Source organism: Plantactinospora sp. DSM 117369 (assembly GCF_053764795.1).
Genome location: NZ_CM132446.1, coordinates 9,802,637 through 9,824,796, shown reverse-complemented (window position 1 = coordinate 9,824,796; position 22,160 = coordinate 9,802,637). Strand labels below are relative to the sequence as shown.

General features: G+C 71.3%; 22 protein-coding genes and 1 pseudogene. 1 reads left to right on the top strand and 22 read right to left on the bottom strand.

Annotated elements, in window-relative coordinates:
* Window positions 1-4: 4 nt before the first annotated feature.
* The 4 genes from ACSMXO_RS42295 to ACSMXO_RS42280 all read right to left on the bottom strand — a co-directional run bounded on the left by ACSMXO_RS42295 (window position 5) and on the right by ACSMXO_RS42280 (window position 2,727).
* The gene (locus ACSMXO_RS42295) at window positions 5-553 is read right to left on the bottom strand and encodes a hypothetical protein (protein WP_346258119.1); all 549 of its coding nucleotides are present in this window, start codon (window positions 551-553) and stop codon (window positions 5-7) included.
* 88 nt (window positions 554-641) lie between these two features.
* The gene (locus tag ACSMXO_RS42290) at window positions 642-1,031 is read right to left on the bottom strand and encodes an ACT domain-containing protein (protein WP_318399993.1); all 390 of its coding nucleotides are present in this window, start codon (window positions 1,029-1,031) and stop codon (window positions 642-644) included.
* A 248-nt stretch (window positions 1,032-1,279) separates the two neighbouring features.
* The gene (locus tag ACSMXO_RS42285; RefSeq protein WP_455416196.1) at window positions 1,280-1,813 is read right to left on the bottom strand and encodes a hypothetical protein; all 534 of its coding nucleotides are present in this window, start codon (window positions 1,811-1,813) and stop codon (window positions 1,280-1,282) included.
* Between the two features lie 176 nt (window positions 1,814-1,989).
* Window positions 1,990-2,727: a hypothetical protein gene (locus ACSMXO_RS42280; RefSeq protein WP_455416195.1), complete on the bottom strand. Its 738-nt coding sequence runs from the start codon at window positions 2,725-2,727 to the stop codon at window positions 1,990-1,992.
* Between the two features lie 164 nt (window positions 2,728-2,891).
* On the opposite strand from ACSMXO_RS42280, the gene ACSMXO_RS42275 reads away from it, so the two are divergent.
* Window positions 2,892-4,112 (top strand): arginine deiminase, encoded by a 1,221-nt coding sequence (locus ACSMXO_RS42275; protein WP_346258118.1) that lies wholly within the window; start codon window positions 2,892-2,894, stop codon window positions 4,110-4,112.
* A 61-nt stretch (window positions 4,113-4,173) separates the two neighbouring features.
* On the opposite strand, the gene ACSMXO_RS42270 is transcribed toward ACSMXO_RS42275, so the two are convergent.
* From ACSMXO_RS42270 to ACSMXO_RS42185, 18 genes and pseudogenes are all read right to left on the bottom strand, one after another.
* Window positions 4,174-4,881, bottom strand: coding sequence for a Clp protease N-terminal domain-containing protein (locus tag ACSMXO_RS42270; RefSeq protein ID WP_455416194.1), 708 nt, complete (start codon window positions 4,879-4,881; stop codon window positions 4,174-4,176).
* Entirely contained in the window at window positions 4,881-5,099 is a 219-nt protein-coding gene (locus ACSMXO_RS42265; protein ID WP_346258116.1) for a helix-turn-helix domain-containing protein, read from the bottom strand. The genes ACSMXO_RS42270 and ACSMXO_RS42265 overlap by 1 nt, the downstream gene beginning before the upstream one ends.
* Before the next feature lie 661 nt (window positions 5,100-5,760).
* Window positions 5,761-6,678: a DUF5926 family protein gene (locus ACSMXO_RS42260; protein WP_455416193.1), complete on the bottom strand. Its 918-nt coding sequence runs from the start codon at window positions 6,676-6,678 to the stop codon at window positions 5,761-5,763.
* A gap of 109 nt (window positions 6,679-6,787) precedes the next feature.
* The gene (locus ACSMXO_RS42255; protein WP_455419441.1) at window positions 6,788-7,195 is read right to left on the bottom strand and encodes an ATP-binding protein; all 408 of its coding nucleotides are present in this window, start codon (window positions 7,193-7,195) and stop codon (window positions 6,788-6,790) included.
* Window positions 7,196-7,283: 88 nt separating this feature from the next.
* Window positions 7,284-8,744: a sensor histidine kinase gene (locus ACSMXO_RS42250; RefSeq protein WP_455416192.1), complete on the bottom strand. Its 1,461-nt coding sequence runs from the start codon at window positions 8,742-8,744 to the stop codon at window positions 7,284-7,286.
* A gap of 136 nt (window positions 8,745-8,880) precedes the next feature.
* Window positions 8,881-9,729: a glycerophosphodiester phosphodiesterase gene (locus ACSMXO_RS42245; RefSeq protein WP_455419440.1), complete on the bottom strand. Its 849-nt coding sequence runs from the start codon at window positions 9,727-9,729 to the stop codon at window positions 8,881-8,883.
* 68 nt (window positions 9,730-9,797) lie between these two features.
* Window positions 9,798-10,133: a rhodanese-like domain-containing protein gene (locus tag ACSMXO_RS42240; protein ID WP_346258112.1), complete on the bottom strand. Its 336-nt coding sequence runs from the start codon at window positions 10,131-10,133 to the stop codon at window positions 9,798-9,800.
* A 41-nt stretch (window positions 10,134-10,174) separates the two neighbouring features.
* On the bottom strand, window positions 10,175-11,149 hold the full coding sequence (locus tag ACSMXO_RS42235; RefSeq protein ID WP_455416191.1) for an LCP family protein: 975 nt from the start codon (window positions 11,147-11,149) through the stop codon (window positions 10,175-10,177).
* A gap of 233 nt (window positions 11,150-11,382) precedes the next feature.
* Entirely contained in the window at window positions 11,383-12,639 is a 1,257-nt protein-coding gene (locus ACSMXO_RS42230; RefSeq protein WP_455416190.1) for an LCP family protein, read from the bottom strand.
* Between the two features lie 125 nt (window positions 12,640-12,764).
* Window positions 12,765-14,021 carry an LCP family protein gene (locus ACSMXO_RS42225; RefSeq protein WP_455416189.1) on the bottom strand — a complete coding sequence of 419 codons (1,257 nt, stop codon included), beginning with the start codon at window positions 14,019-14,021 and terminating at the stop codon, window positions 12,765-12,767.
* Window positions 14,022-14,096: 75 nt separating this feature from the next.
* The gene (locus ACSMXO_RS42220; RefSeq protein ID WP_455416188.1) at window positions 14,097-15,077 is read right to left on the bottom strand and encodes a GDP-mannose 4,6-dehydratase; all 981 of its coding nucleotides are present in this window, start codon (window positions 15,075-15,077) and stop codon (window positions 14,097-14,099) included.
* Between the two features lie 168 nt (window positions 15,078-15,245).
* Window positions 15,246-16,940: a solute symporter family protein gene (locus ACSMXO_RS42215; RefSeq protein ID WP_346258108.1), complete on the bottom strand. Its 1,695-nt coding sequence runs from the start codon at window positions 16,938-16,940 to the stop codon at window positions 15,246-15,248.
* Entirely contained in the window at window positions 16,937-17,305 is a 369-nt protein-coding gene (locus ACSMXO_RS42210; RefSeq protein WP_346258107.1) for a DUF485 domain-containing protein, read from the bottom strand. Before ACSMXO_RS42210 ends, ACSMXO_RS42215 begins: the two co-directional genes overlap by 4 nt.
* Before the next feature lie 177 nt (window positions 17,306-17,482).
* Window positions 17,483-18,034, bottom strand: a pseudogene (locus tag ACSMXO_RS42205) (flavin reductase family protein); the annotation flags it as partial.
* 89 nt (window positions 18,035-18,123) lie between these two features.
* On the bottom strand, window positions 18,124-19,767 hold the full coding sequence (locus tag ACSMXO_RS42200) for a sodium/solute symporter (protein ID WP_346258106.1): 1,644 nt from the start codon (window positions 19,765-19,767) through the stop codon (window positions 18,124-18,126).
* 1 nt (window position 19,768) lies between these two features.
* Window positions 19,769-20,176, bottom strand: a complete 408-nt coding sequence (locus ACSMXO_RS42195; RefSeq protein ID WP_346258192.1) for a hypothetical protein — start codon at window positions 20,174-20,176, stop codon at window positions 19,769-19,771.
* A gap of 817 nt (window positions 20,177-20,993) precedes the next feature.
* On the bottom strand, window positions 20,994-21,182 hold the full coding sequence (locus ACSMXO_RS42190; RefSeq protein ID WP_455416187.1) for a DUF397 domain-containing protein: 189 nt from the start codon (window positions 21,180-21,182) through the stop codon (window positions 20,994-20,996).
* Window positions 21,173-21,988, bottom strand: a complete 816-nt coding sequence (locus ACSMXO_RS42185; RefSeq protein WP_455416186.1) for a helix-turn-helix domain-containing protein — start codon at window positions 21,986-21,988, stop codon at window positions 21,173-21,175. Before ACSMXO_RS42185 ends, ACSMXO_RS42190 begins: the two co-directional genes overlap by 10 nt.
* Window positions 21,989-22,160 lie beyond the last annotated feature (172 nt).

Sequence of the window (22,160 nt, the reverse complement as noted above, 5' to 3'; positions counted from 1 at the left end):
CAGCCTACAAACCGCCGTACGCGGGCGGGGGTGCGTCACACACCGTCGTCCGGAGCGCGGGCGGCGCCTCGGCCCGGACCGTGATGGTGCAGACGTCGGAGCCGGCGGTGACCAGCCGCAGGTTCCCGGGGCGGCCCCGGGTCACCGCCTGCAACGGCTCCCGGTCGGCCACCATCACGACGCTGTACTGCCAGTCCTGCACGCAGAGCGGCCCGGTCTGGTAGGTGACCCGGCCGGAGCGGGGCAGGTTCGCGGTGCGGCGCAGCAGTGCGGTCACCTGGTCGCGGCTCGGCCCGCCGGCCGGGCAGGCGACCAGCGAGGTGGGGCTCGGCGTCGGCGTCGGCGACAGGTTCGGCGCGGACGTCGGCGTGCCGGTGGGGCCGACCGTCGGAGTGGGGGTCGGCCGGGTGGGAGTGGCCCGGGGCGTCTGGAGCTCGGGCGGAACGCCACAGGCCGCCAGGGCGAGGCAGCCGGCCAGGGCCAGGCAGCCGAGCAGGGCGCCGGCGGCGCGGAGCCGGCCGGTGGTGGGGTCGGGCGACGGGAGACGGAGCACGGCCGGATCCTCGGGCATAGGTGGCTGCCGTGGGTGGTGCGGCGGATGGCCCCGCCAATGGTAGGGCGTCGGCGTGATCGACCACGCTTCAGGTGGTGATCCGGTGTCCGAACTGCCGCAGCGCGGCGAGCGCCTCGACGAGCCGTACCGAGGGGACCAGCAGATAGTCGGTGTCGAACGTCGAGAACGCCACGATGTTGACCCGGGCGTCGGCCAGCGGGACGACCAGGGAGGCGAGGATCCCGGTCAGCGCCAGGTCGAGCGGGCCGGCCACCCGGAGGCAGCGCCACGGTGTCTCGGCGGTGGCGTCGGCCGGGACCTGGTCGGCGCGGCAGATGATCGACAGTTCGGCGCCGCTCCGGGTCACCGACAGCACGCCGGAGTCCGCCGGAGGGCTCAGTAGGCCGGCCGGCACCGGTGAGCCGGCGGGCAGCCGACACACGGCGTACTCCTCCGGCAGCAGAGCGATGTCCAGCATGAGGAGACCTTACGGGGGGTACGGCACCGGCCCAACACCGCCGCCCTGCGGAAGGGCCAGATCGCGACGCGCGTCACCTGCCCAGCAACCTCCGGGTGGCCGGTACGTCTCGCGGAGCTGTCCAACCGGTGACCGGCGTACCCCCGAGAGCCGCCCCTCGCCGGCCGGCGGCCGGCGGGCCCGCCCAGGGGCCGGGCAGGCGGTGCTCACACCCCGGAAAAGGGTGCTCACACCCCGGAAAAGGGTGCTCAGACCTCGGAGAAGAAGGTGAGCGAGCCGGCGACTTGGCCCTCGGTGAGGACAGGGGTGGCGATCGCGTCCACCGTGGTGGCGTCCGGCCCGTCGGCCTCGGGGCAGCGCACCCGGAGCAGCCCCCGGGCGAGCCGGCCCGAGTGCAGGGCGAGCAGCGGGGGGATCTTCTCGACGTCCTGCTCGGTCAGCTCGCCGCGGGCGGCGGTGAAGTCGAGCAGCCGCAGCCCGCTGCCGAGCAGCGGGAGGCCGAGCGCGTCGAGCGGGGTGCCGAGGCCGAGCAGTTGGCAACAGGACGGCGAGACGGCGGCGATGGTGGTTTCCCGGTCGATCAGCAGGCACGGCTCGGCGGCCGCCGAGACCGTCTCGGACCACCGGCTGAACCCGTCGAGGTGACCTCGCCCGTCGGCGTCGTCGAAGCCGGTGGAGTCGTCGAAGCCGGTGGAGTCGTCGAAGCCGGTGGACCGGTGCCCCAGCGACGGGGTCGCCGGCGTCGGGAACGCCTCCGAGATCGAGAGTTCGACGTGGGCCACCGCGCCTCCTATTTGCCGCACCACGCCCCACGCTAGCCGGTGCCTACCGGGGCCGCGACCCCCGCGGTGCGCCGGCCGGTCGGGCCATCCCGCAGCCCCCGCCGGTACGGCACACACCCCACGGCCCCTGGGGCGGCGACGGGGCGCCGCCCGGCGGGTGGCGTCGGCTCGTGACGCTACCGGCGACCGGCGTGCTTGTCAGCCGCCGTTCGGCCCTCCTCGTACCACCGGTAGTCCGCCGCGGACCGGTACGGGGCGTTCAGCCAGGTGGAGGGGGACTGGGCGACCCGGGACAGCTTCTCCGCAGTGGCGGCGCTGATCCGGTTGCCGCCCGCGACGAGCAGCCGGTCGAGTTCCCGGTGGGTCGCCACCAGGCACTCCTTGGGCAGTCCGTACACGCTGATCACCCCGGAGCCGACGAAGGTCAGCACCGGGGTGACCGGAATGGTCAGGCCGACCGCGTTGGAGAGCGCCTTGGCGGCGCGCTTCGCGTCCCGCCGCGCCTCCGACACGTACGCCGGCCGCTTGCCGTTGATCTGCACGACGTCCCCGGCGATCAGGACCCGGGACCGGCCGTGGTCGGCCACGGTGACCGCGAAGAGTCCGCTGGGACCGATCGCGAGGAAGCCCGCGCGCTCGTCCCGGGACCGGTAGTCCAGGTCGAGCATGCTCGCCTCGGTCATCTCGGTACGCGGCCAGTCGACCACGTGCCACGATGGACCGAGGTGGTCGAGCCGGCTCAGCGCCCGGGCACCGGCGGCCTCGATCCGGCGGGCGTCCCGTTCCGCGCGACGCCGACGGGCCCAGTCCATCGGTGTCGGCCGGACGGCCTCCAGAGGGGGAAGTTGGTTGACCGGCGCGGGAGGGAGGGCCCGCGCAGCGGGAACCGCTGATCGTGCAGAAAAGACAGTCATCGTGACCTCCGGCAAAAGGTCCCTCGAAGTTATCTCCTCACTACGGTACGTGGCCAGACCTAGGGAGCGGCAAGTCGAAGCACCGGAGTGAGTGTGGATGAATGCCCTATTCACCCGAAGCCCTTTTTCCCGGATGGTGCCAACTGCTGGCCTACGCTGCGAGGATGACCCATTTCGTGGACAGCGAGGTCGGGCGTCTCGGCACCGTACTTCTGCATCGTCCCGGGCCTGAACTCGCCCGACTCACGCCCCGGAACAACGACTCGCTGCTCTTCGACGCGATCCCCTGGGTCGGGCGGGCGCAGGAGGAGCACGACGCGTTCGCCGCCGCGCTGACCGGGCGCGGCGTCGAGGTGCTCTACATCGGAACCCTACTCGCCGAGACGCTGGCCGTGCCGGACGCGCGGTCCGAGATGACCGAGCGGGTACTCGCCGACACCCGATTGGGTGACACGCTGCGGCGCCGGGTGGCGGAGCACCTGTCGTACCTCGATCCGGCCGCGCTGGCCGACGTGTTGATCGCCGGCCTCGCCCACGAGGAGCTGCGGCTCGGCGGCCGGGGCGGCGGCCTGGTCTACCGGCTGATGGACCGGCTGGACTTCGTGATCGACCCGCTGCCGAACCTGCTCTTCACCCGGGACTCCTCCACCTGGATCGGCGACCATGCCGCAGTGACCAGCCTGGCCATGCCGGCCCGGGGCCGGGAGACCAGCCTGACCGACGCGATCTACCGGCACCACCCCCGGTTCGCCGGCACCTCCTTCGTGTACGGCCCCGGCCTGGAGCACCTGGAGGGCGGCGACGTACTGCTGCTCGCCCCCGGGGTGCTGGCGGTCGGGGTCGGCGAGCGCACCACCCCGGCCGGAGCGGAGCGGCTGGCCCGCCGGGTCTTCGACGCACGCCTGGCGCACACCATCCTGGTGGTGCCGATCGCGCAGGAGCGCGCCACCATGCACCTGGACACCGTCTGCACGATGGTCGACGTCGACGCGGTACTGATGTATCCGAACATCGCCGACACGCTCTCGGCGTACACGGTGGTGGCCGGCACCGACGGTGATCTCCAGCTCGACGGGCCGGCACCGTTCCTGCGCGCGGCGGCGGACGCGATGGACCTGGACACGCTCCGGGTGATCGACACCGGCCTGGACCCGGTGATGGCGGAACGCGAGCAGTGGGACGACGGCAACAACACACTGGCGCTCGCGCCCCGGCTCTGCGTCGCGTACGAGCGGAACGTGGAGACCAACGCCCAACTGGAACGGGCCGGTATCGAGGTGATCCGGATCGCCGGTTCCGAACTCGGCTCGGGCCGGGGCGGGCCGCGCTGCATGTCCTGCCCCCTCGTCCGGGAGCCACTACGCGCGGGAGCACCCTCTAGGTGATGAGGCCGACCCGCCCGGTCGCCGGATGCTTTCGCCACAGTTGAAGCGGACCCGTTCGGTGTCAGCCGGTGATGAGTGCGGTGACCGTGCTACCTGAGGTGACCGTGCGCCCGGTCGTACGCTGGTAACGCCGGACCAGGTCGTGGCCGCGTGTTTGCCGGCCGATCCGGCGTTCGGCGCGCAGCAGTGGGTTGCGTGACGGCGGCGGGAAGGCGTCGGCCAGGTCGGCGAGCAGGGTCGGGGTGTCCACCCTGGCAGCGCGCAGCGCCCAGGCTGCCCCGGGATCGAGCGCGACGAGGGAGAGGGCGAGGTGTTCCGGCCGGTGCTCGCGGTCCCGGCGGGCGAGTGCGAGCCGGAGTGATGCTTCGTAGGCCGCCTGGGCGTCGAGCCCGAGGGGCGGGCTGGTTCGAGCGCACCGCCGTCGTGCCTTGGCGGCTCCGAACGGCAGCAGCGGCTCGCGTGCGGTCGCCCGGTCCAGTACGGCCGGACTCAGGCGTGACATGAGCCCGTCCACGTCGATGCCGAGCGGTGTCAGGGTGTCGCGGTCGGCGGCGGCTCCGGCGCCCAGCGGCGCGGCTTGGCGTACCGCTTCGCGGATGGCCGCCTCGGTGGCGCCGTGCCGGTCCAGGGCCGCGCTGACGGGGTGATCCGTCGCGGCGAGGGCGAGCAGGAGATGCTCGCTGCCGGCCCGGGGATGGCCGAGATCGCGGGCCATTGCCAGGGCCCGACCCACCGTACGGCGGAGCTCGGGGTGATCGCCTCGGAACATCAGACCTCCTGGTTGCGGCGGTATTTCCGGTGCACGGTCTGCTTGGTGACGCCCAGCCGGACGGCGATGTCCTGCCAGGACCAGCCTGCTCGGCGGGCCGCCGCGACCTGGTCGGCCTCCAGTTGTTCCACCAGGCGGCGAAGTCGGGCGACCGCCGGCAGCGTGACGTCGGGGTCACTGCCGTGTACGGCCCGGTCAAGGTCGGCGATCGCGGACATGTCGTCAGCATATGCTGACGGCGGCAAAATCGTCAACACATGCTGACGAGGGTGGTTGGCCAGTCACTGCGGCGGCCTGCCGAGGCTGCCGCTCGGGGTCCCGATCGGTCGCTCCGTTCCGCTAGACGCAGCCGCCGCAAGCCCGCCTTTGCGATCATCTCCAAGATCCGCCACCCGGATCACCGTTCCGGGCTGCGTCATGTGGCACCGGCATCGCTGGGCGGACGGCCCGGCTGACCAGGATGAGCGGCCCCGACGGCCGACCGGGGAGTAGTCGGTGCGCGGACTGTCGAGCCGGGTGCACAGACGGGGCACGGAGAGCGGCTTGTCGAGACGGCGTGTGGTGATGCGGTTCGGGGCGAGCGGCCGGCGGGACCGGGCTCGGACGGCCTGGGGACCGGGCTCGGGCGGCCCGGACGGCCCGGACGGCCTGGGGACCGGGCCGGACGGCCCGGGGGTGGGTGGGCGCACAAGCGGGGCAGCTCGACAGTCTCCCCGGCAGGTACCCCAACCCCACACCAACCGGAAGCAACGGGTGACATACACGATCAACCGTCAAAGACGGGGCACTGGATACCGCTCTACAGCAACTGCGGACAGCGCCGCAGGCGATCGCTCGCCTGCGGCGATGACCGTCGGTTTGACGGGTCGAGGGTGAGAGCTAGCGGAGGGTGAGCTGGCGGCCGAGCAGCCCCTGCTTCGCCCGGCGACCGGCAGCGTCCAGCGGGGCCGGGTCGGCCAGGGCGGCGGCGTACCGCTTCGCGAAGTCCGCCAGCGGGGCCTCCCAGGACTCCGGTGCGGCGTCCCGGGGGATGTCCCAGACCGGTACGAGCCGGCCGTGTGCCCGGAACATCCCGGCGAACCGGGTCTGCGGGCCGAGCGGCAGCTCACCGGCGGCGGAGAGCCGGGAGAGGGCGTCCAGCGCGGCGTCCTCGTCATCCGGCAACACCCAGCGGACGTGGCTCTTGTCGGTGACCTGGCACCAGTACGCGGCCGGCGCGGCAGCCAGCCGGACCGTCGGGTAGATCGAGGCGTTGGCCCGCTCCAGCGACGCCTTGACGTTGGGATCGTCGCCCGCCCCCGGGTCGAGCCAGAACTCGAACCCCTCGTGCATGGTGATGTCCAGCGGCCCGTCGACCAGCACGTCCGGCAGCCGGGGACCCTCGCCGGGCAGCGCCGGCACCGAGACCGTGCCGCCGGGCTCGGTACGCAGGGCGCAGAGCAGCGCCTCGGCCAGGTCCCGGGAGACGTCGCCGGACTGCACGTGCCGCTGGAGACCGATCATGATCCGGCCGTCCGGCTTGGTGATCGCGGGCGTGGCCATCGGCAGCACGGTGGCCAGGGTGACCGGGCGGTCCCCGAATTCCTCGGCCAGGTGGGGCGCGAGAGTCAGCGGGGCGGAGGCCGCCGGCACCAGCTCACGGAGTGCGATCCACTCCGCCTCGTCGGTCAGCCCCTCGAAGGGGCGGGGCACGAAGATGTCCCGTACCTTCTGCCGCTTCTCGGCCCGGTTCTCCCCGCTCGCGGAGCTGCTGGCGTCCGCCGCGGCGGACCGGGAACTCTTTCGACGCTTGCCCACGGCGAGACAGCCTAGGCGCAACCGGGCGGGCACGGACACCCGGCGGCACTACCGGCGGGTCACCTGCGGCTGACCGTCGGCGGCTCTTCTGCAGCCGCCAACCGGCGCGTCACGGGACGGCGACAGTGTGCCGGACCGGATGCACCAGCCGGGCCCAGACGCTCTGCCCCAGCCCGTCGCGCTCGACCCCCCAGTCGGTGGCGAGCGCGGCCACCAGGAGGAGCCCCCGACCGTCCGTCGCCTCCGGCCCGACCTGGCGCACCCGGGGCGGGCCGGCGGCGCCGCCGTCGGTCACCCGGATCTCCACGGTGTGGGCGGTCGGGCTGGTACGCAGCAGCCAGGTCAGCCGGATCATCCCACCGGGCAGCGGCGGCGCGTGCCGTACGGCGTTGCCGAGCAGCTCGGCCGCCACCATCTCGGCATCGGCGAGCAGCGCCGTCGGGACCGCACCGTCGAGTTCGGCGCCGAGCCGGTGCCGGGCGGTCCGCGCACCCTGGGCGTGCTGTGGCACCAGCAGGCACCACGATCGTTCGGTCGAGACGCTCGACACTCCAAGTGCCTCCTCGACGGACCACCGGGGCACGGCGGCACCGGGCGACCTCGGTTCAGCCTCGGGGCAGCCGTACCTCTGCGACCGTACCGCCCCCGTCGCGCGGGCGAAGGGAAACCCACCCATTCTGTCGCTCGACGATTCGGCGTACGAGGTAGAGCCCCAGGCCAGCGCCGGGATAGCGGCGTCGGTCGCCGGACTCCCCCTGCCAGAACCGTTCAAATGCGCGCTCGACATGCTCCGGACGTACCCCGATCCCCCGGTCGCTCACCCGGAACGCCACCGTCCGCCGGTCGGCCTCGGCGGTCAGCAGCACGGGCGAGCCGTCCGGCGAGTACTTGCCGGCGTTGGTGGTGAGTTCGGTCAGTACCGTCGCCAGGCTGGCCCGGTCGCCGAGCGCCTTCGGCAGGTTCTCCGGAAGCTGGATGACCAGCCGGTGGCGCAGCTCGGCCGGGAGGTCGGCGGCGGCCGCCCGGAGCGTGTCGAGCAGGTCGAAGGGGATCGGCGGGGAGCCGCCGACCGGGCCGGCCTCGTTGGTGGTGGCGAGCAGCCGGTCCACCAGTCGGGCCAGCTCGCCGGCTCGCTGGCCGATCACCCCGGCCGCCTGCCGGCGGTCCGAGTCCGAGAGCGACTCCCAGTGCGTGCCGAGCGTGTCGGCGTACCCCTTGATGACCGTGGCCGGAGTACGGAGTTCGTGGCTGGTCACCGCGACGAAGAGGTCCCGGTCGTGGTCGCGGATGTGCTGGTCGCTGCTGTCCCGGAAGGTCACCACCCGGGATGCCGCCGTGCCCGGCAGTTCGCCAGAGGTGATCTTGAGCCAGCGTCCGTCCGGCAGCCGGTGGTCGAGCACCTGCCCGGGCGGCGGCACCGGAAAGGGCAGCGGCCGGTCGAGTAGTTCGGCGGCGCGCAGCCCGGTGACCTTCTCGGCGGCCGGGTTCCAGAGCTGCACGGTGGCGTCCCGGGTGACGATCGCCAGCCCGTCGGCCAGCGCCGCGACCACCGTGCCGTCGCCGTGCACCGGCAGGCCGGCCTGGTCGCCGTACATGTGCGCGGCGGTGGCGGCCAGGAAGCCGAGCGTCGAGCGGTGTTCGGGGTCGTCGGGGGGCTCGGCGTCCCGATAGAGCGCGTAGAGGTTGCCGATGGTCAGTCCGCCGATCTCGACCTGGGCGGCGAGCATGTGCCGCAGTCCGCGCCCGTCCAGCTCCTCGGCGAGGTCGGGCGGGAGGACGTCGACGCTCATCGCGCGTACTCCCGGGGCGCAGAGCAGCTCGTCGGTCGGCTGCTCGACGATCGGGATCGGTCGGCCGACCGCCCAGTCCAACTCCCCGTTGCCGGAGACCACCCGGCCGCCGTTCGGGCCGAACTCGACGAACGCGACGCCGGGTGCGTGGAGCGCCCGGGCGGCGACCCATAACAGCCGGTTGAGCACTGGAAGACCCACTTCGCCCGTGTTCAGCATCTCCATCACCTCGGCGTGGCCGGCGATGAGGCAGGGGTAATCGGGGCGTTCCGGCATGCTCCGAGTCTGCCCGTTCGGCGGGTCTTTCGGCAGTACCGTCATCCGGCTGGCGTGCTCCGGCCGAGGCCCGGCCGGGCGACCGCCCGGTCCGGCGGTCGCCCGGTCCGGCCCAACGGTCGGACCCCGGCTCGGTTCAGCGATCGGACCCGGCTCGGCCCAGCCGGTCGAGGACCATGGCGGGCCGGTCGGTGATGATCCCGTCCACCCCGTAGGCCAGCGCCAGGTCCAGCTCGGGGGTGTCGTTGACGGTCCAGACGTAGACCCGGTTGCCCGCCCGGTGCAGGGCCGGGACGAGCTGCGGGCGGGTGCGGAGCAGCTTGAGGCTCGGGCCGGCGATCCGGGCACCGAACGGCAGCCGCCCCCGGCGCAGCCCGGGAGGCGCGAGCTCCAGCAGCAGTACCGTCGACAGTCGGGGCGCCAGCCGGTGGATCTGGCGTACGGCCAGCGGGGAGAAGGACATCACGGTCGCCCGTACCGGATCGTCCGGCCGGGGGTCGGCCAGCCCGTGCCGCTCCAGCAGCGCGATCAGGCGGCGCTCGACGCCGGAGCCGCACCGGGCCGGGTGTTTCGTCTCGATCAGCAGCTCGACCTCGCGGTCGGCGGCCCGGACCGCCCGGAGCAGCGCGTCGAGGGTGAGCAGCCGGGTCCGCTCCGGATCCGGCGGCAGATCGCCGTCGGGCGCGGCCCCGCTGTGCCACGAGCCGTAGTCGAGCCGTTCCAGCTCGGCCAGGGTGTACGCCCCGACCGGTCCCCGGCCGTTGCTGGTCCGCTCCAACCGCCGGTCGTGTACGCAGACCAGGTGCCCGTCCCGGCTCAGCCGTACGTCGCACTCCAGCCCGTCCGCGCCCTCGGCCAACGCCCGGAGGTACGCCGCCAGGGTGTGCTCCGGCATCGCCGCCGAGGAGCCGCGGTGCGCGAAGACCAGCGGACGCGTCCGGCGTTCCGGTACTCCGCCCGACTCCCGTGGCCGCGGAACCCGCAACCCCGGCTCGCGCTGCGGGGCGCGCGACCCCGGCTCACTCCTCGCGCTCACGGTGCCCACCGGTCGGGTTAGATGACCCGGGCCGGCTGTCCGTCCTCGCTGGCCAGCGGGCGGCCGGCGGCGGCCCACTGCCGCATCCCGCCGTCGAGGTTGCGCACGTTGTCCCAGCCGTTCTGCATCAGGTAGCCGACCACCTGGCCGGAGCGGCCGCCGGAGCGGCAGACCACCACCACGTCGGCGTCGGTCGGGATCTCGGACATCCGTGCGGGCACCTCCATCATCGGCAGGTGGTGGGCGTCGGGCGCGTGCCCGGCCGTCCACTCGTCCGGCTCCCGTACGTCGAGCAGGTAGGCGTCGGCGGGTACCTCGGCGGCGGTCACGGCGGGAATGTTGGCTGCGAACACGGTTACCAAGGGTAGAGCCTGCCCGGGAGATCGCCGGAGGGCTAGAGCCGGTTGACCCACTTCGGGTGCTGCTGTGCCCAGTTGTCCAGGTCCTCGGCGTGCATCGAGTCGAACAGGGTGTTCGCCGGCTCGTCCAGCAGGACGTACGAGACCTGGTCGATCATCTCGGAGTGGGACGGGAGCTGGATGCCGCGCAGCGCGTCGGAGCGGATCCGGCGCAGGCCGAAGACCAGGTCCTCCAGCGGTACGCCGTTGGTGTCGACCGTGAACGAGGAGCCGATGGCCCGGATCACCTGGTCCAGCCGGAGCGGGTTGCGGAGCATGTCCGTGGTGGTGGCCTTGTCCATCATCGCCCTTAGCAGTTGTTGCTGGTGCCGCTGCCGGTCGAAGTCGCCGTTCGGCAGGTCGTACCGCTGGCGGGCGTAGTCCAGCGCCTGTGCCCCGCTCATCTGGTGGCAGCCGGCCTCGAAGACGTGTCGGGTGTGTATCGACCGGACGGGGGTGTCGACGCACATCCGCACCCCGCCCAGCAGGTCGATGGCGCGCTGGAAGCCGGCGAAGTTCACCAGGGCGGCACCGTCGAAGCGGATTCCGGTGAGCCGGCTCAGAGTCGCGGAGAGCAGTCGGGTGCCGCCCTGGCCACCGCCGCCGTACTGGAACGCCGAGTTGATTTTGTCGGAGCCGCCGGGCCAGCCGACGGCCGGTGCGGGCGGGATCTCGACGAGCAGGTCCCGGGGTACCGAGATCAGGTAGGCCCGGTCCAGCCCGGCGGGCAGGTGGGCGATCATGATCGTGTCCGACCGCTGGTCGTCGCCGGGGCTGGCGGCGGGGCGCTCGTCGGAGCCGACCAGCAGGTAGTTGAGCGGGCCGGCGACGTCGCCCCGTTCCCCCCGGGCGGCCGGGTCGAGGAGCAGTTGCTTGACCACGCTGTTGTCGTAGCGGTTGGCCAGCATGTGCAGGCCGGCGCCGCCGGCTGCGGAGACCAGCAGCAGGACCAGGCCGAGCCCCAGCGCCACCTTCGCCCAGGCCGGCGCCTTGCGTGGGTGCCGTCGCGCACGTTCCGGTCCACCGGTACGCCCGGTGCCGAAGACGCGTCCTGGCTGCCCGGGTTGACCCGGAACTGCCCGCTTGGGTGTGAACGTGACCCCTCCCCGGACCCGGCTGAGTGAAGCTTCCTCACTTCAGGCTAGGGGCCCGGTTTGAGCGTCTAGTGGCTTTTGAGATTTTCGCTGGCGATGTCCGCCGTGGCCTACTTGCTCGGCGCTAGCACGGTCGGATTGTTGATGATGAACTCGTCCAACCTGTCGTTCTTGACCGCCGTGAACATCTGCTGGCTGATCGGCTTGAGAGTCTCCCGACCGTTGCCGTTGCCGGCGAAGTTGCCGTCGTTGGTACGCAGCAGCACCAGGTCGTTGGCGGCCACGCCGCGCATCGTGAAGATGAAGTCGGCGATCGGGGTGCCGCTGGTGTCCAGGATCAGCGCCTCGCCGGCCGCCTTCATCAACTGGTTGAGCTTGCCGATGTCGGTCATCACGCCGTCGCTCATGGCCTTCTTGGCCATCGCCTTGATCAGCTGTTGCTGGTTCTGCTGGCGGTCGTAGTCGCCGTGGGTGAGCCCGTAGCGCTGGCGCGAGTAGTCCAGCGCCTCCCAACCCTCCATCTGCCGGCAGCCCTTCTTGTGCACCACCGGCTTCTTGACGCCGCTGGCCTTGTCGGCCTCGTGGTTCCACATCGGCTTGCCGTCGACCAGTTTCATGTGGTGCGACTTGACCTCCTGGCGCACACACATCGGGATGGTGCCGAGGGCGTCGATGATCTTCTTGAATCCGCTGAAGTTGATGATCGCCGCGCCGTCGAAGCTGATCCCGGTCAGCTTGTTGATGGTCAGCGCCATCAACTGCGCGCCGCCGGAGAGCCCGCCGCCGTTCTGCGCGCCGTGGTAGAACGCCTCGGTCGCCTTGGCGGTGCCGCCGCCGTACCTGCTCTTCTTGAACGCCGGCACCTGCACCTCGGTGTCGCGCGGGATGGAGAGCAGGTACGCCTGGTCGTGGCTGGCCGGGATGTGCAGCACGATGATGGTGTCGGCCCGGACGTTGTCGGCGTCCAGCCGGGCCCGCGCATCGATGCCGAGCAGCAGCAGGTCGATCGGGCCCTCAAGGTCCTTGCCGCCGTCCGCGTCGGACTTGCTCGCGGCGCCGAGCAGGTTCTCCTGCTGGATGGTGCTGGTCGCCTGGTCGATCACGACCTGCATGCCGACGATGGCCACCCCGCTGGAGAGCATCAGCACGGCGCCGAAGACCAGCGTGAGGCGGGCCCAGAGCGGGGTCTTGCGGCGCCGGGCGCTCTTGCCACCCTTGCCCTTGCTCCCGTTGGCCTTTCCGCCGGTGCCGTTCGGCGCCTCCGCCCAGTGGTCGAGAGCCGCACCGGACCCGACCGACGCGGCCGCGCGGGAGGGCGGGACGGTCGCGGCGGGCCGTGGGGGACGTCGGCGGGATTGCACCGGCATGCCTGCTCCAGGGTCAGGGGGTGAGAAGCCGGGACGCCGTGACATGGTGCGGACACCCGCCAGTCGCCCCGAGTTCAACTACGTTACCTGCTCCTGTTCATTTACGGGTGAGCGCGCGGATCGGTTCAACCGCCATTGGCCGGCGTGGGCGTCGGGGCGACGTTCGCCGCGACCCAGTCGTCCATTGTGTCCGCCGCCATCGCGCGGTACATGGCCAGCGCCTTCTCCCGGTTCGACACCACCACCGACTCGCCGTTGATGGTCTCGCTGCCGTTGTGCGGGCTGGTGATGAACTGGAGGTTCTCGCCGCGCAGGTTGCGGAACTGGATCGCCATGTCGATCAGGGAGAAGCCCTCGTCGACGGTGACCGCGCCGGTGACCGACTTGAGAAAGGCGTTCAGCTTGCCCGGGTTGGTCAGCGTGCCGGTGCTGACCGCCTTGTCCATCAGCGCCCGCAGGAACTCCTGCTGGTGGCGCATCCGGGCGAAGTCGCCGTCCGGGAACTGCTTGCGCTGGCGGATCCAGTCCAGCGCCTCGGCGCCGTCCATGTGGTTGACGCCCTTCTTGAACTTCCGGTACGGCTTGTGGATCGAGGTGGTGTCGCGTTCCACCTGCAGGTCGACCCCGCCCAGCGCGTCGGTGACCTCCTTGAAGCCGGCGAAGTCGATCGCCATCACATGGTCGATCCGGACGTCGGTGAAGCACTCCACGGTGCGTACCGCCAGGGGCAGGCCGCCGAACGCGAAGGCCGCGTTGATCTTGGCGCGTTCGCCGCTGCCGCACTCCGCCTTGGCGTTCTCCGGAATCGGCACGTAGAGATCCCGGGGCACCGAGACCAGGTAGGCCTTGTCGTGGCTGGCCGGGATGTGCATCACGATGATGGTGTCGGCCCGCCACTTGCTGGCCTGGTCGATCGGGGCGTCCGGATCGCGGGAGTCGCTGCCGACCAGCAGGATGTTCAACGCGCCGCTGACCGACTTGGGCCGGCCGTCGGCCAGCTCGGCGAACGGGTCGGTCCGGGCCAGGTCGTTGTCGAGCCCTCTGACGTAGAGCCAGAGGCCACCGCTGGTGAGCAGGCCCAGCACCAGCACGGCGACGCCGACGACCAGGGCGATCCGACCCCACCGGGGCCGTGGGCCGCTTCGGCCGGGGCCGCCGGGCAGGCCCGGACCGCCGGGACCGCCGGGACCACCGCCGCCGGGACCGGGCGGCGAGTCGTAGGGACGAGCCTGGCCCGGTACGCCGGAGACGTGCGCCCGGCCGGAGATCCGGCTCGAACCGGCCGCCTGGCCCGGGCCGGGCACCGAGGCCCGACCGGCGGATCCGCCGGCCGTCATCCGGTACGAACTGCTGGCCGCGTTCGGTGCGGGACTCTCGAACATGCCCTCAGGGTACGTAGCGGAACCAAGAAGCCGCTGTGTGCCACGGCCGGGCTGGCACGAAGCCGGTATCCTCCGCTACCCCGCCAACCGCTGGCTGAAGTGCTCGATCGTCCGGCGCAGCCCCTCGGCCGGAGTCACCTCGGGTTCGTAACCGAGCCGCTCGCGGGCCAGGGTGAGATCCGGCCGGCGCATCTCCGGGTCGTCGGCGGTCCGGGTGATATAGGTCACCTGGGACCGGCTCCCGGTCAGCTCGGCGATCGTCTCGGCCAGCTCGCGCATCGACACCTCGTGCTCGGTGCCGCAGTTGATCGGGCCGGTCTCGGTGGAGTCGAGCAGCAGCAGGATGCCGCGGACCAGGTCGCTGACATAGCAGATGGACCGGGTCTGCGCGCCGGTGCCGTGCACGGTCAGCGGCTCGCCGCGCAGCGCCTGGGTGATGAAGGTGGGGATCGCCCGCCCGTCGTCCGGCCGCATCCGGGGACCGTACGTGTTGAAGATCCGTACGATGCCGACGTCGAGCCCGTGGTAGCGGTGGTACGCCATCGTGCTCGCCTCGGCGAACCGCTTGGCCTCGTCGTAGACGCTGCGTACGCCGACCGGGTTGACGTTGCCCCAGTACGTCTCGACCTGCGGGTGCACCTGTGGGTCGCCGTACGCCTCGGAGGTGGAGGCCAGGATGAACCGGGCCCGGTCGGCGACCGCCCGGTCGAGCAGGTGCAGGGTGGCCAGCGAGCCGACCCGGAGGATCTCGATCGGCAGCGTGGCGAAGTCGGTGGGGCTGGCCGGCGAGGCCAGGTGCATGATCGCGTCGAACCGCTCGGCCATCGCCGGGTGGTGCCCGGGGAGTCCCTCCGAGACGTCGGCCTCGACCAGGGTGAACCGGGGATGGTCGGCCAGATGGGCGACGTTCTCCTTGGACCCGGTGACGAAGTTGTCCACCGCGACCACCGTGCAGCCCCGCGCGATGAGCGCGTCGACCAGGTGGGATGGGACGAATCCGGCACCGCCGGTGACGAGGACGCGGTGTTCCGATCCGAAACGCTGGGCTACCACCATATGGTCAGCGTACCCAGAAAGCTGATCACCGGCTGGCCGAGGGACCTATCCGGGACGGTCGGATCGGGACAACGGGACGGGTGGTGCCGGGTCACCTCCGTGCCCGACACCACCCGTTGTGCCGATCTGACTATCGGTGATCGTCGAAATGCGCTGACGGTACGCCGGTCAGTGCGCTCCGGCGCCGGTGAGGGCCCGCACCTCCAGTTCGGCGTACTTCTCCGCGTCCGTCTCCTTGGAGATGATCGTGCCGATCCAGCCGCAGAGGAAACCGACCGGGATGGAGATGATGCCCGGGTTCGACAGCGGGAACCACTGCCAGTCCTGATCCGGGAACATCGCGCTGGGCGCCCCGGAGACCACCGGGGAGAAGAACACCAGCCCGACCGCGCTGATCAGGCCGCCGTAGATCGCCCAGACCGCGCCGGAGGTGTTGAACCTCTTCCAGAACAGGCTGTAGAGGATCGCCGGCAGGTTGCCGGAGGCCGCCACCGCGAAGGCCAGGGCCACCAGGAACGCCACGTTCAGGTTCTGCGCGAAGATCGACAGCACGATCGAGATCGCGCCGATGATCAGTGCCGAGACCCGGGCGACGTTGACCTCCTGCCGCTCCGACGCCTGGCCGCCCTTGACCACGTTGGCGTAGAAGTCGTGCGCCAGGCTGGACGAGGAGGCCAGGGTGAGCCCGGCGACCACCGCGAGGATGGTGGCGAAGGCCACCGCCGCGATGATGGCGAGCATCGCCGCCCCGCCGACGTCGCCGCCGAGGAAGTCGACTCCGAGCGCCTCGGCGAGCTGCGGTGCCGCCGTGTTGCCGGCCGCGTCCTGTGCGGTGATCGCCTCCCGCCCCACCAGGGCCGCCGCGCCGAAGCCGAGGGCCAGGGTGAACAGGTAGAACGTGCCGATGATGCCGATCGCCCAGAGCACGCTCTTCCGGGCCGCCTTGGCGGTCGGCACGGTGTAGAAGCGGATCAGGATGTGCGGCAGACCGGCGGTACCGAGCACCAGGGCGATGCCGAGGGAGAGCAGGTCGACCTTGTTGTAGAACGTCTTCGTCGCGTCTCCGGCGACCTCGACGCCGTAGCGCAGTCCTGGTTCGAGGAACGCCTGCCCCTTGCCGGACGCGTTCGCCGCGTCGCCGAGCAGGGTGGAGAGGTTGAACTTGTAGTGCGCCAGCACCAGGATCGTCATCACCAGGGCGCCGCTCATCAGCAGGAACGCCTTGACGATCTGCACGTAGGTGGTGCCCTTCATGCCGCCTACCGTGACGTAGATGATCATCAGGGCGCCCACCATGATGATGGTGGCGATCTTCGCCGCGTCCGCGTCCATGCCGAGGAACGTGGTACCCGGCCGGATGCCCAGCAGCAGTGCGACCAGCGCGCCCGCGCCGACCATCTGGGCCAGCAGGTAGAAGATCGAGACGGTGATCGTGGAGACCGCCGCCGCGGTCCGGACCGGCTTCTGCCGCATCCGGAACGCCAGCACGTCGGCCATCGTGTAGCGGCCCGAGTTCCGCAGCAGCTCCGCCACCAGCAGCAGGGCGACCAGCCAGGCGACCAGGAAGCCGATCGAGTAGAGGAAGCCGTCGTAGCCGTACAGCGCGATGATGCCGGCGATGCCGAGGAAAGACGCGGCGGACATGTAGTCGCCGCCGATCGCCATGCCGTTCTGGAAGCCGGAGAACGAGCGACCACCGGCGTAGTAGTCGGTGGCCGTCTTGGTCTGCCGGCTGGCCCAGATCGTGATGCCCAGGGTCACCGCGACGAAGACCAGGAAGAGCGTGATGGTCAGGGTACGGGCGGTGTTGCTGCTCCCCGCCTCCGCGGCCAGGGTGAACCCGGCGAGGACGTCGCGACTCATGACGTCGCCTCCTCCTTCTGCTCGTCCGTCGCGCCGTTGAGCTCCGCACGGATCTTGTCGGCGATCGGGTCCAGCTTCCGCTCCGCGTGCCGGGAGTAGAGCCAGGCGATCAGGAAGGTGGAGACGAACTGCAACAGGCCGAAGACGAGGGCCACGTTGATGTTGCCGACGAGCTTGGTGCCCATGAAACCGCGCGCGTACGCGGAGAGGATCACGTAGAGCGCGTACCAGAGGAAGAACGCCACGGTCATCGGGAAGACGAAGCCGCGTAGCGCCTTGCGCAACCCGGCGAACTCGTCCGATTGCTGTACGGCGACGTACCGGTCCGGCGGTGCGCTGGCCGGTGCGGGAGTGTCCGTAGACATGCTGGTCTCACCACCTTCGCAGGGGCAGGGGAGTTTCCGCGCACCGTATGGAGCGGTCCGGATATCGGAAAGCAGTGATCCGGAGCCTGGTCGCCGGCTGCGCCGAACGGGCCGGTGGCTGCGCCCAGTGACCCGGGTCACGCCGCTTGGCGACAGGCCGGGGCTGCGGGAGCGACGCTAGTCGGCCAGCTCGCGGTAGCGGCCACGGTGGTGCAGCAGCGGTGCCGCCGTACCTGCCAGCTCGACCGTCTCGACCGTGGCCTCGACCAGCAGCGCCCAGCCGTACTCCCGGGCGCCGTCCAGCCGGCATCCGGCCCAACCGCCGATCCCGGCCCCGCCCGGCACCGGCCCGTACGGCGTGCGCGTCCACTCCCCGGTGGCGAAGAGCCCGCCCGGGGCCGGAAACAACCCGGCGAACCGGTCGGCGAGCTGCCGGTGCGCCGGACCGAGCAGCGTGACCGCGAACCGCCCGCCGGTGGACGCCGCCGCCCACAGCTCCGACTCCTCGTCGACCAGTCCGAGCAGTCGCCCCGGCTCACCGTCGGCGACCAGGGTGGACGAGACGGTCAGCCCGGCCGGACCGGTCGGCTCGCCGGTCGCGGTCGTCCCCGCGTACGCGGTCCAGAGCGTCACCGGCGCCGGAAGCCGGCCGCGCAGCCGGCGCACCGGGGAGCGGTCCCGCTCTGGGGTGGCGAACGGATCGGTGTGGTGGATCTGTCCGCCCGGCTGCTCGGCTCGGTTCACCGCACCATTGTGCCGGCCCGCCCGGATCGGGCTGGCGGTCGACACCGGGACCTTCGGCAACCGGGCACACCGGGTCAGAGCCGGAGCGTCTCCGGGGCGTGCAGCCGCAGCATCGTCGCGGCGACGTCGGTTGGAGCCCGGCGCCGGGTGGCCCAGGAGACGGTGACCATCACGGTGAAGGCCAGCGGCACGGTCCAGGCGGCCGGCTGGGCGATCAGGACGGCCGGCCAGCCGGCCAACTCCGGCCCGACCACGGTGAAGAGCACCGCGCCGACCGCCGCGCCCCCGCCGGCCAGGATTCCGGCCGCCGCCCCGGCGTCGGTCAGCCCGCGCCACCAGATGCCGAGCACCAGCAGCGGGCAGAAGCTCGACGCGGCGACCGCGAAGGCCAGCCCGACGACCTGGGAGACGTCCAGCCCGGAGACGTTCAGCGCCAGCACCATCGGCACCAGCCCGCCGACGACCGTGGCCAGCCGGAAGTCGCGTACCGAGCCGCGGCCGAGCACGTCGGTGGAGAGCACCCCGGCCACGCTGGTGAGCAGGCCGGAGGAGGTGGAGAGGAAGGCGGCGAACGCTCCGGCGGCGACCAGCGCGGCCAGCAACTGCCCGGTCAGGCCGTCGCCGAGCGCCGCACCGGGCAGCAGTACCACCGCCGCGTCGGTCCGCCCGGTCAGCAGCAGTTGCGGGGTGTAGATCCGGCCGAGCACGCCGTACAGGGTGGGGAACAGGTAGAAGGCGCCGACCAGGGCCAGCACCACCAGGGTGGTGCGCCGGGCCGCCGCGCCGTCCGGATTCGTGTAGAACCGCACGAGTACGTGCGGCAGCCCCATCGTGCCGAGGAAGGTCGCCAGGATCAGCGAGTAGGTGGCGAAGAGTCCCCGGTCGTCGTTGCCGGCCATGCTCGGCAGCAGCCAGTCCGCCCCCCTGGCGGCGTTCACGCTGGAGACGTCCGGCACCGGGTCACCGGCCGCGAACGACAGCTCCTCGCCGGGGCGTACCTCCCGGGAGGAGCCGTCCGGCAGGGTGAGCTTCGCCGGCTCCTCGACCACGACGGTGGTCGCGGCCGCGAAGACCGGACCACCGACCGGGGTGACCGGCGGCCGGGCGTCCGCCTGCCACTGCAACACCAGGAAGATCGCGGGTACGGCCAGCGCGGTCAGCTTGAGCCAGTACTGGAACGCCTGCACGAAGGTGACCGCCCGCATCCCGCCCAGCGCGACGTTGGCGGTGACCACCGCGCCGACCAGCAGCGCACCCAGCTCGTACGGTCCACCGGCGACCGTGGTCAGGGTCAGCCCGGCCCCCTGCAACTGCGGCACCAGATAGAGCCACCCGATGAAGACGACGAAGGCGGTGGCCAGTTTGCGCAACCGTCGCGAGCCGAGCCGCAGCTCGCAGAAGTCGGGCAGGGTGAACGCGCCGGAGCGGCGCAGCGGCGCGGCCACGAAGAGCAGCAGCGCCAGATAGCCGGCGGCGAAACCGACCGGATACCAGAGCACGTCCACGCCGTACTTGAGGATCAGGCCGGCGATGCCGAGGAAGGAGGCGGCGGAGAGGTACTCCCCACCGATCGCCGCCGCGTTCCAGGTCGGGCTGACCATCCGGGACGCCACCAGGAAGTCCGAGGTGGTCCGGGCCAGGGTCAGCCCGTAGAAGCCGATCGCGACCGTGACCAGGGTGACCACGATGATCGCCGGCACCGTGTAGGCGTTGTCCACCTCAGCGCTCCGGCCGCTGAACCACGTCGGTGAAGTCCTGCTCGTTGCGCTCGGCCAGGTGCACGTACGCCCAGCCGACCGCGACCAGGAACGGGAAGGCGGCCACCCCGAGCAGCAGCCAGGGCAGGTTGACCCCGAACAGCTTCGCCGCGCCGACCTCCGGGGCGATCGCGAAGAGCAGCGGCAGACCGCCGAGCCCGATCCCGACCACCAGCGACAGCCGCAGCGCGAGGGCGAGCTGGGCGCGGATCAGTCCCCGGAGCAGGGCCTCGCCGACCTGGGTCTGCTGGGTCAGCTCGGCCCTGGTCCGCTCGGCACCGGTGCCGCTGCGAGCCACCTCGGCCAGTACCACCCGGGTCCGGCGGGGCGGTCCGGGCGGCCCCGGCTCCGGCTGCCGATCGATGGGGATGGCCACCCCGGCAGTCTCACCGGCTGGCCAGGAATGTCAAGTCATCATCGGGGCCGCGTCGGGCAGCCCGTTCGGTTGGCCGCCGGTCAAAGTCCTCCGCCCGCCTGCGGCCCCGACCTCAACCGAACCACCTACAAAGCCACTATTGAGATCGACATCCTCGACACCAGCCCTTGACAGCCGACCAACCCGACTAACCGGACGACGTTGCTGCTAGTGCCTCGTCCTTGAAGGCTGATCGAGTAATCCGGTGGTCCGGGTACCGCTCCGCAGGCTGTCTCCGCGCCTCTGCGATCGTCTCCACGATCCGCGATCCCGGATCACCGGTTCCGGGCTATGTGACGTGGCACCGGCGCCGCTGGGCGGGCGGCCCGGCTGACCAGGATGAGCGACCCGGCGGCCCGGCTGGGGAGTGGTTGGTGCGCGGACTGTCGAGCTGGGTGCCCAGACGGGGCACGGAGAGTCGGGCTTGCCGAGACGGCACATGGCGATGCGGTTCGGGTCGACCGGCTGGCGGAGGTCGGGGCCTGGACGGCCCGGGACAGTGGGCGCACAGGCGGGGCAGCTCGACAGTCTCGCTGGCAGGTATCCCAACCCCACACCACCGCATACACGATCAACGTCAAGAGATCGCCAGCCCGAGAGGTACCCGGAAGCAACGGGTTACCCGATCAACGTTCAAAGACGAGGCACCAGAAGCCGTGGCGGAGGCGTGGGTATCCCCGGGGTCACCACGTCATGGCCTGCCACCGGGCGGGCCTGAAAAGCGCGCAGGGGCCCCGGCACGACGCCGAAAGCCCCTGCGGGGGTGCTGCGGTCAGTGCCGCTTTGCGAGGCCGACGAACGCGCGCCACGCGGCCGGCCCGAAGGCCAGCGTTCCGCCGTCACGGTCCTTCGTGTCCCGGACCAGGACGGCGCCGGGCAGGTTGTCGGCAACCTCTACGCATGACCCGCCATTCGTTGACGAGCGGGTCGACTTCCGCCACCGTGCGCCGGTCACGTCCATCTCTTGGCCACTTCCTTGATCAAGTCAAGCGACTGTCTGTTCGGGAGCGCTTCGCTCCGCACGGCCTCCCACGACCTTGCCAGATTAGCAATGTCGCTGGGGCGCTCGATGATGTCGGCGCCGATCTGGTGGTCCAGGTGGCCGTACTGGCGGTTGTCCTCCATCGTGGCGATGATGAACGACCCGGCCAGCCCGGGGTAGAGCCCGACGTCCGACGGCACGACGTGGACCTGGACGCTGGGCATCTCCGCGCAGACGATCAGGTGGTCAAGCTGCTCGGCCATCAGCTTCCCTGAGCCGCCGACCGTGCGCTCCAGGACCGACTGGTCGAGCACGACAGTGAGGCTCGGTGGCTTCTCTCTGCTGAGGATGCTCTGCCGCTCCATGCGTGACGCCACCCGCTTGTCGATTTCGTCCGGCGAGAACAGCTTGCCGACACCCAATGTCGCCCGCGCGTACGCCTCGGTCTGAAGAATGCCGGGCATGAACGACTGCTCGTACCAGCGGAGCGCCGCTGCCTCGCGTTCCAGCACGATCCACTCACGGAGCCAGATCACGGCCTCCGCATAGTCCTTGACCATCTCGTCCCAGGCGTTCTCAAAGTAGCCGCCCGTCTCCAGCGCGGCGTCCACCAAGCGCAGGTGTTCCAGGGTGAGCGGTGCCGTGCCGTTCTCGATCGCGGATATCTGGGAGCTGGAGCAGAAGCACTTCGCGCCCAGAGCCTCCTGGCTCATGTTCGCGGCCTTACGGCGGCGGCGCAGCTCCCGAAGCAAGAACTCCAAAGGTGAAATTCCCACGCCTTCCACACCTCTCCACGATTTCCCCGAAGCTGCCAGAGATCGCCAGGAGCCGCCGGACCTGGGTCTGATACGCCGGAAAGCAGCTCCTCCACTGTCGACTGTAGGCGCGCGAGCAGCAGAGTGTCACCCAGCAGAACCGTTCGGTGACCGCTTAGCGCCCGAGTGGAACTCGCCCGGG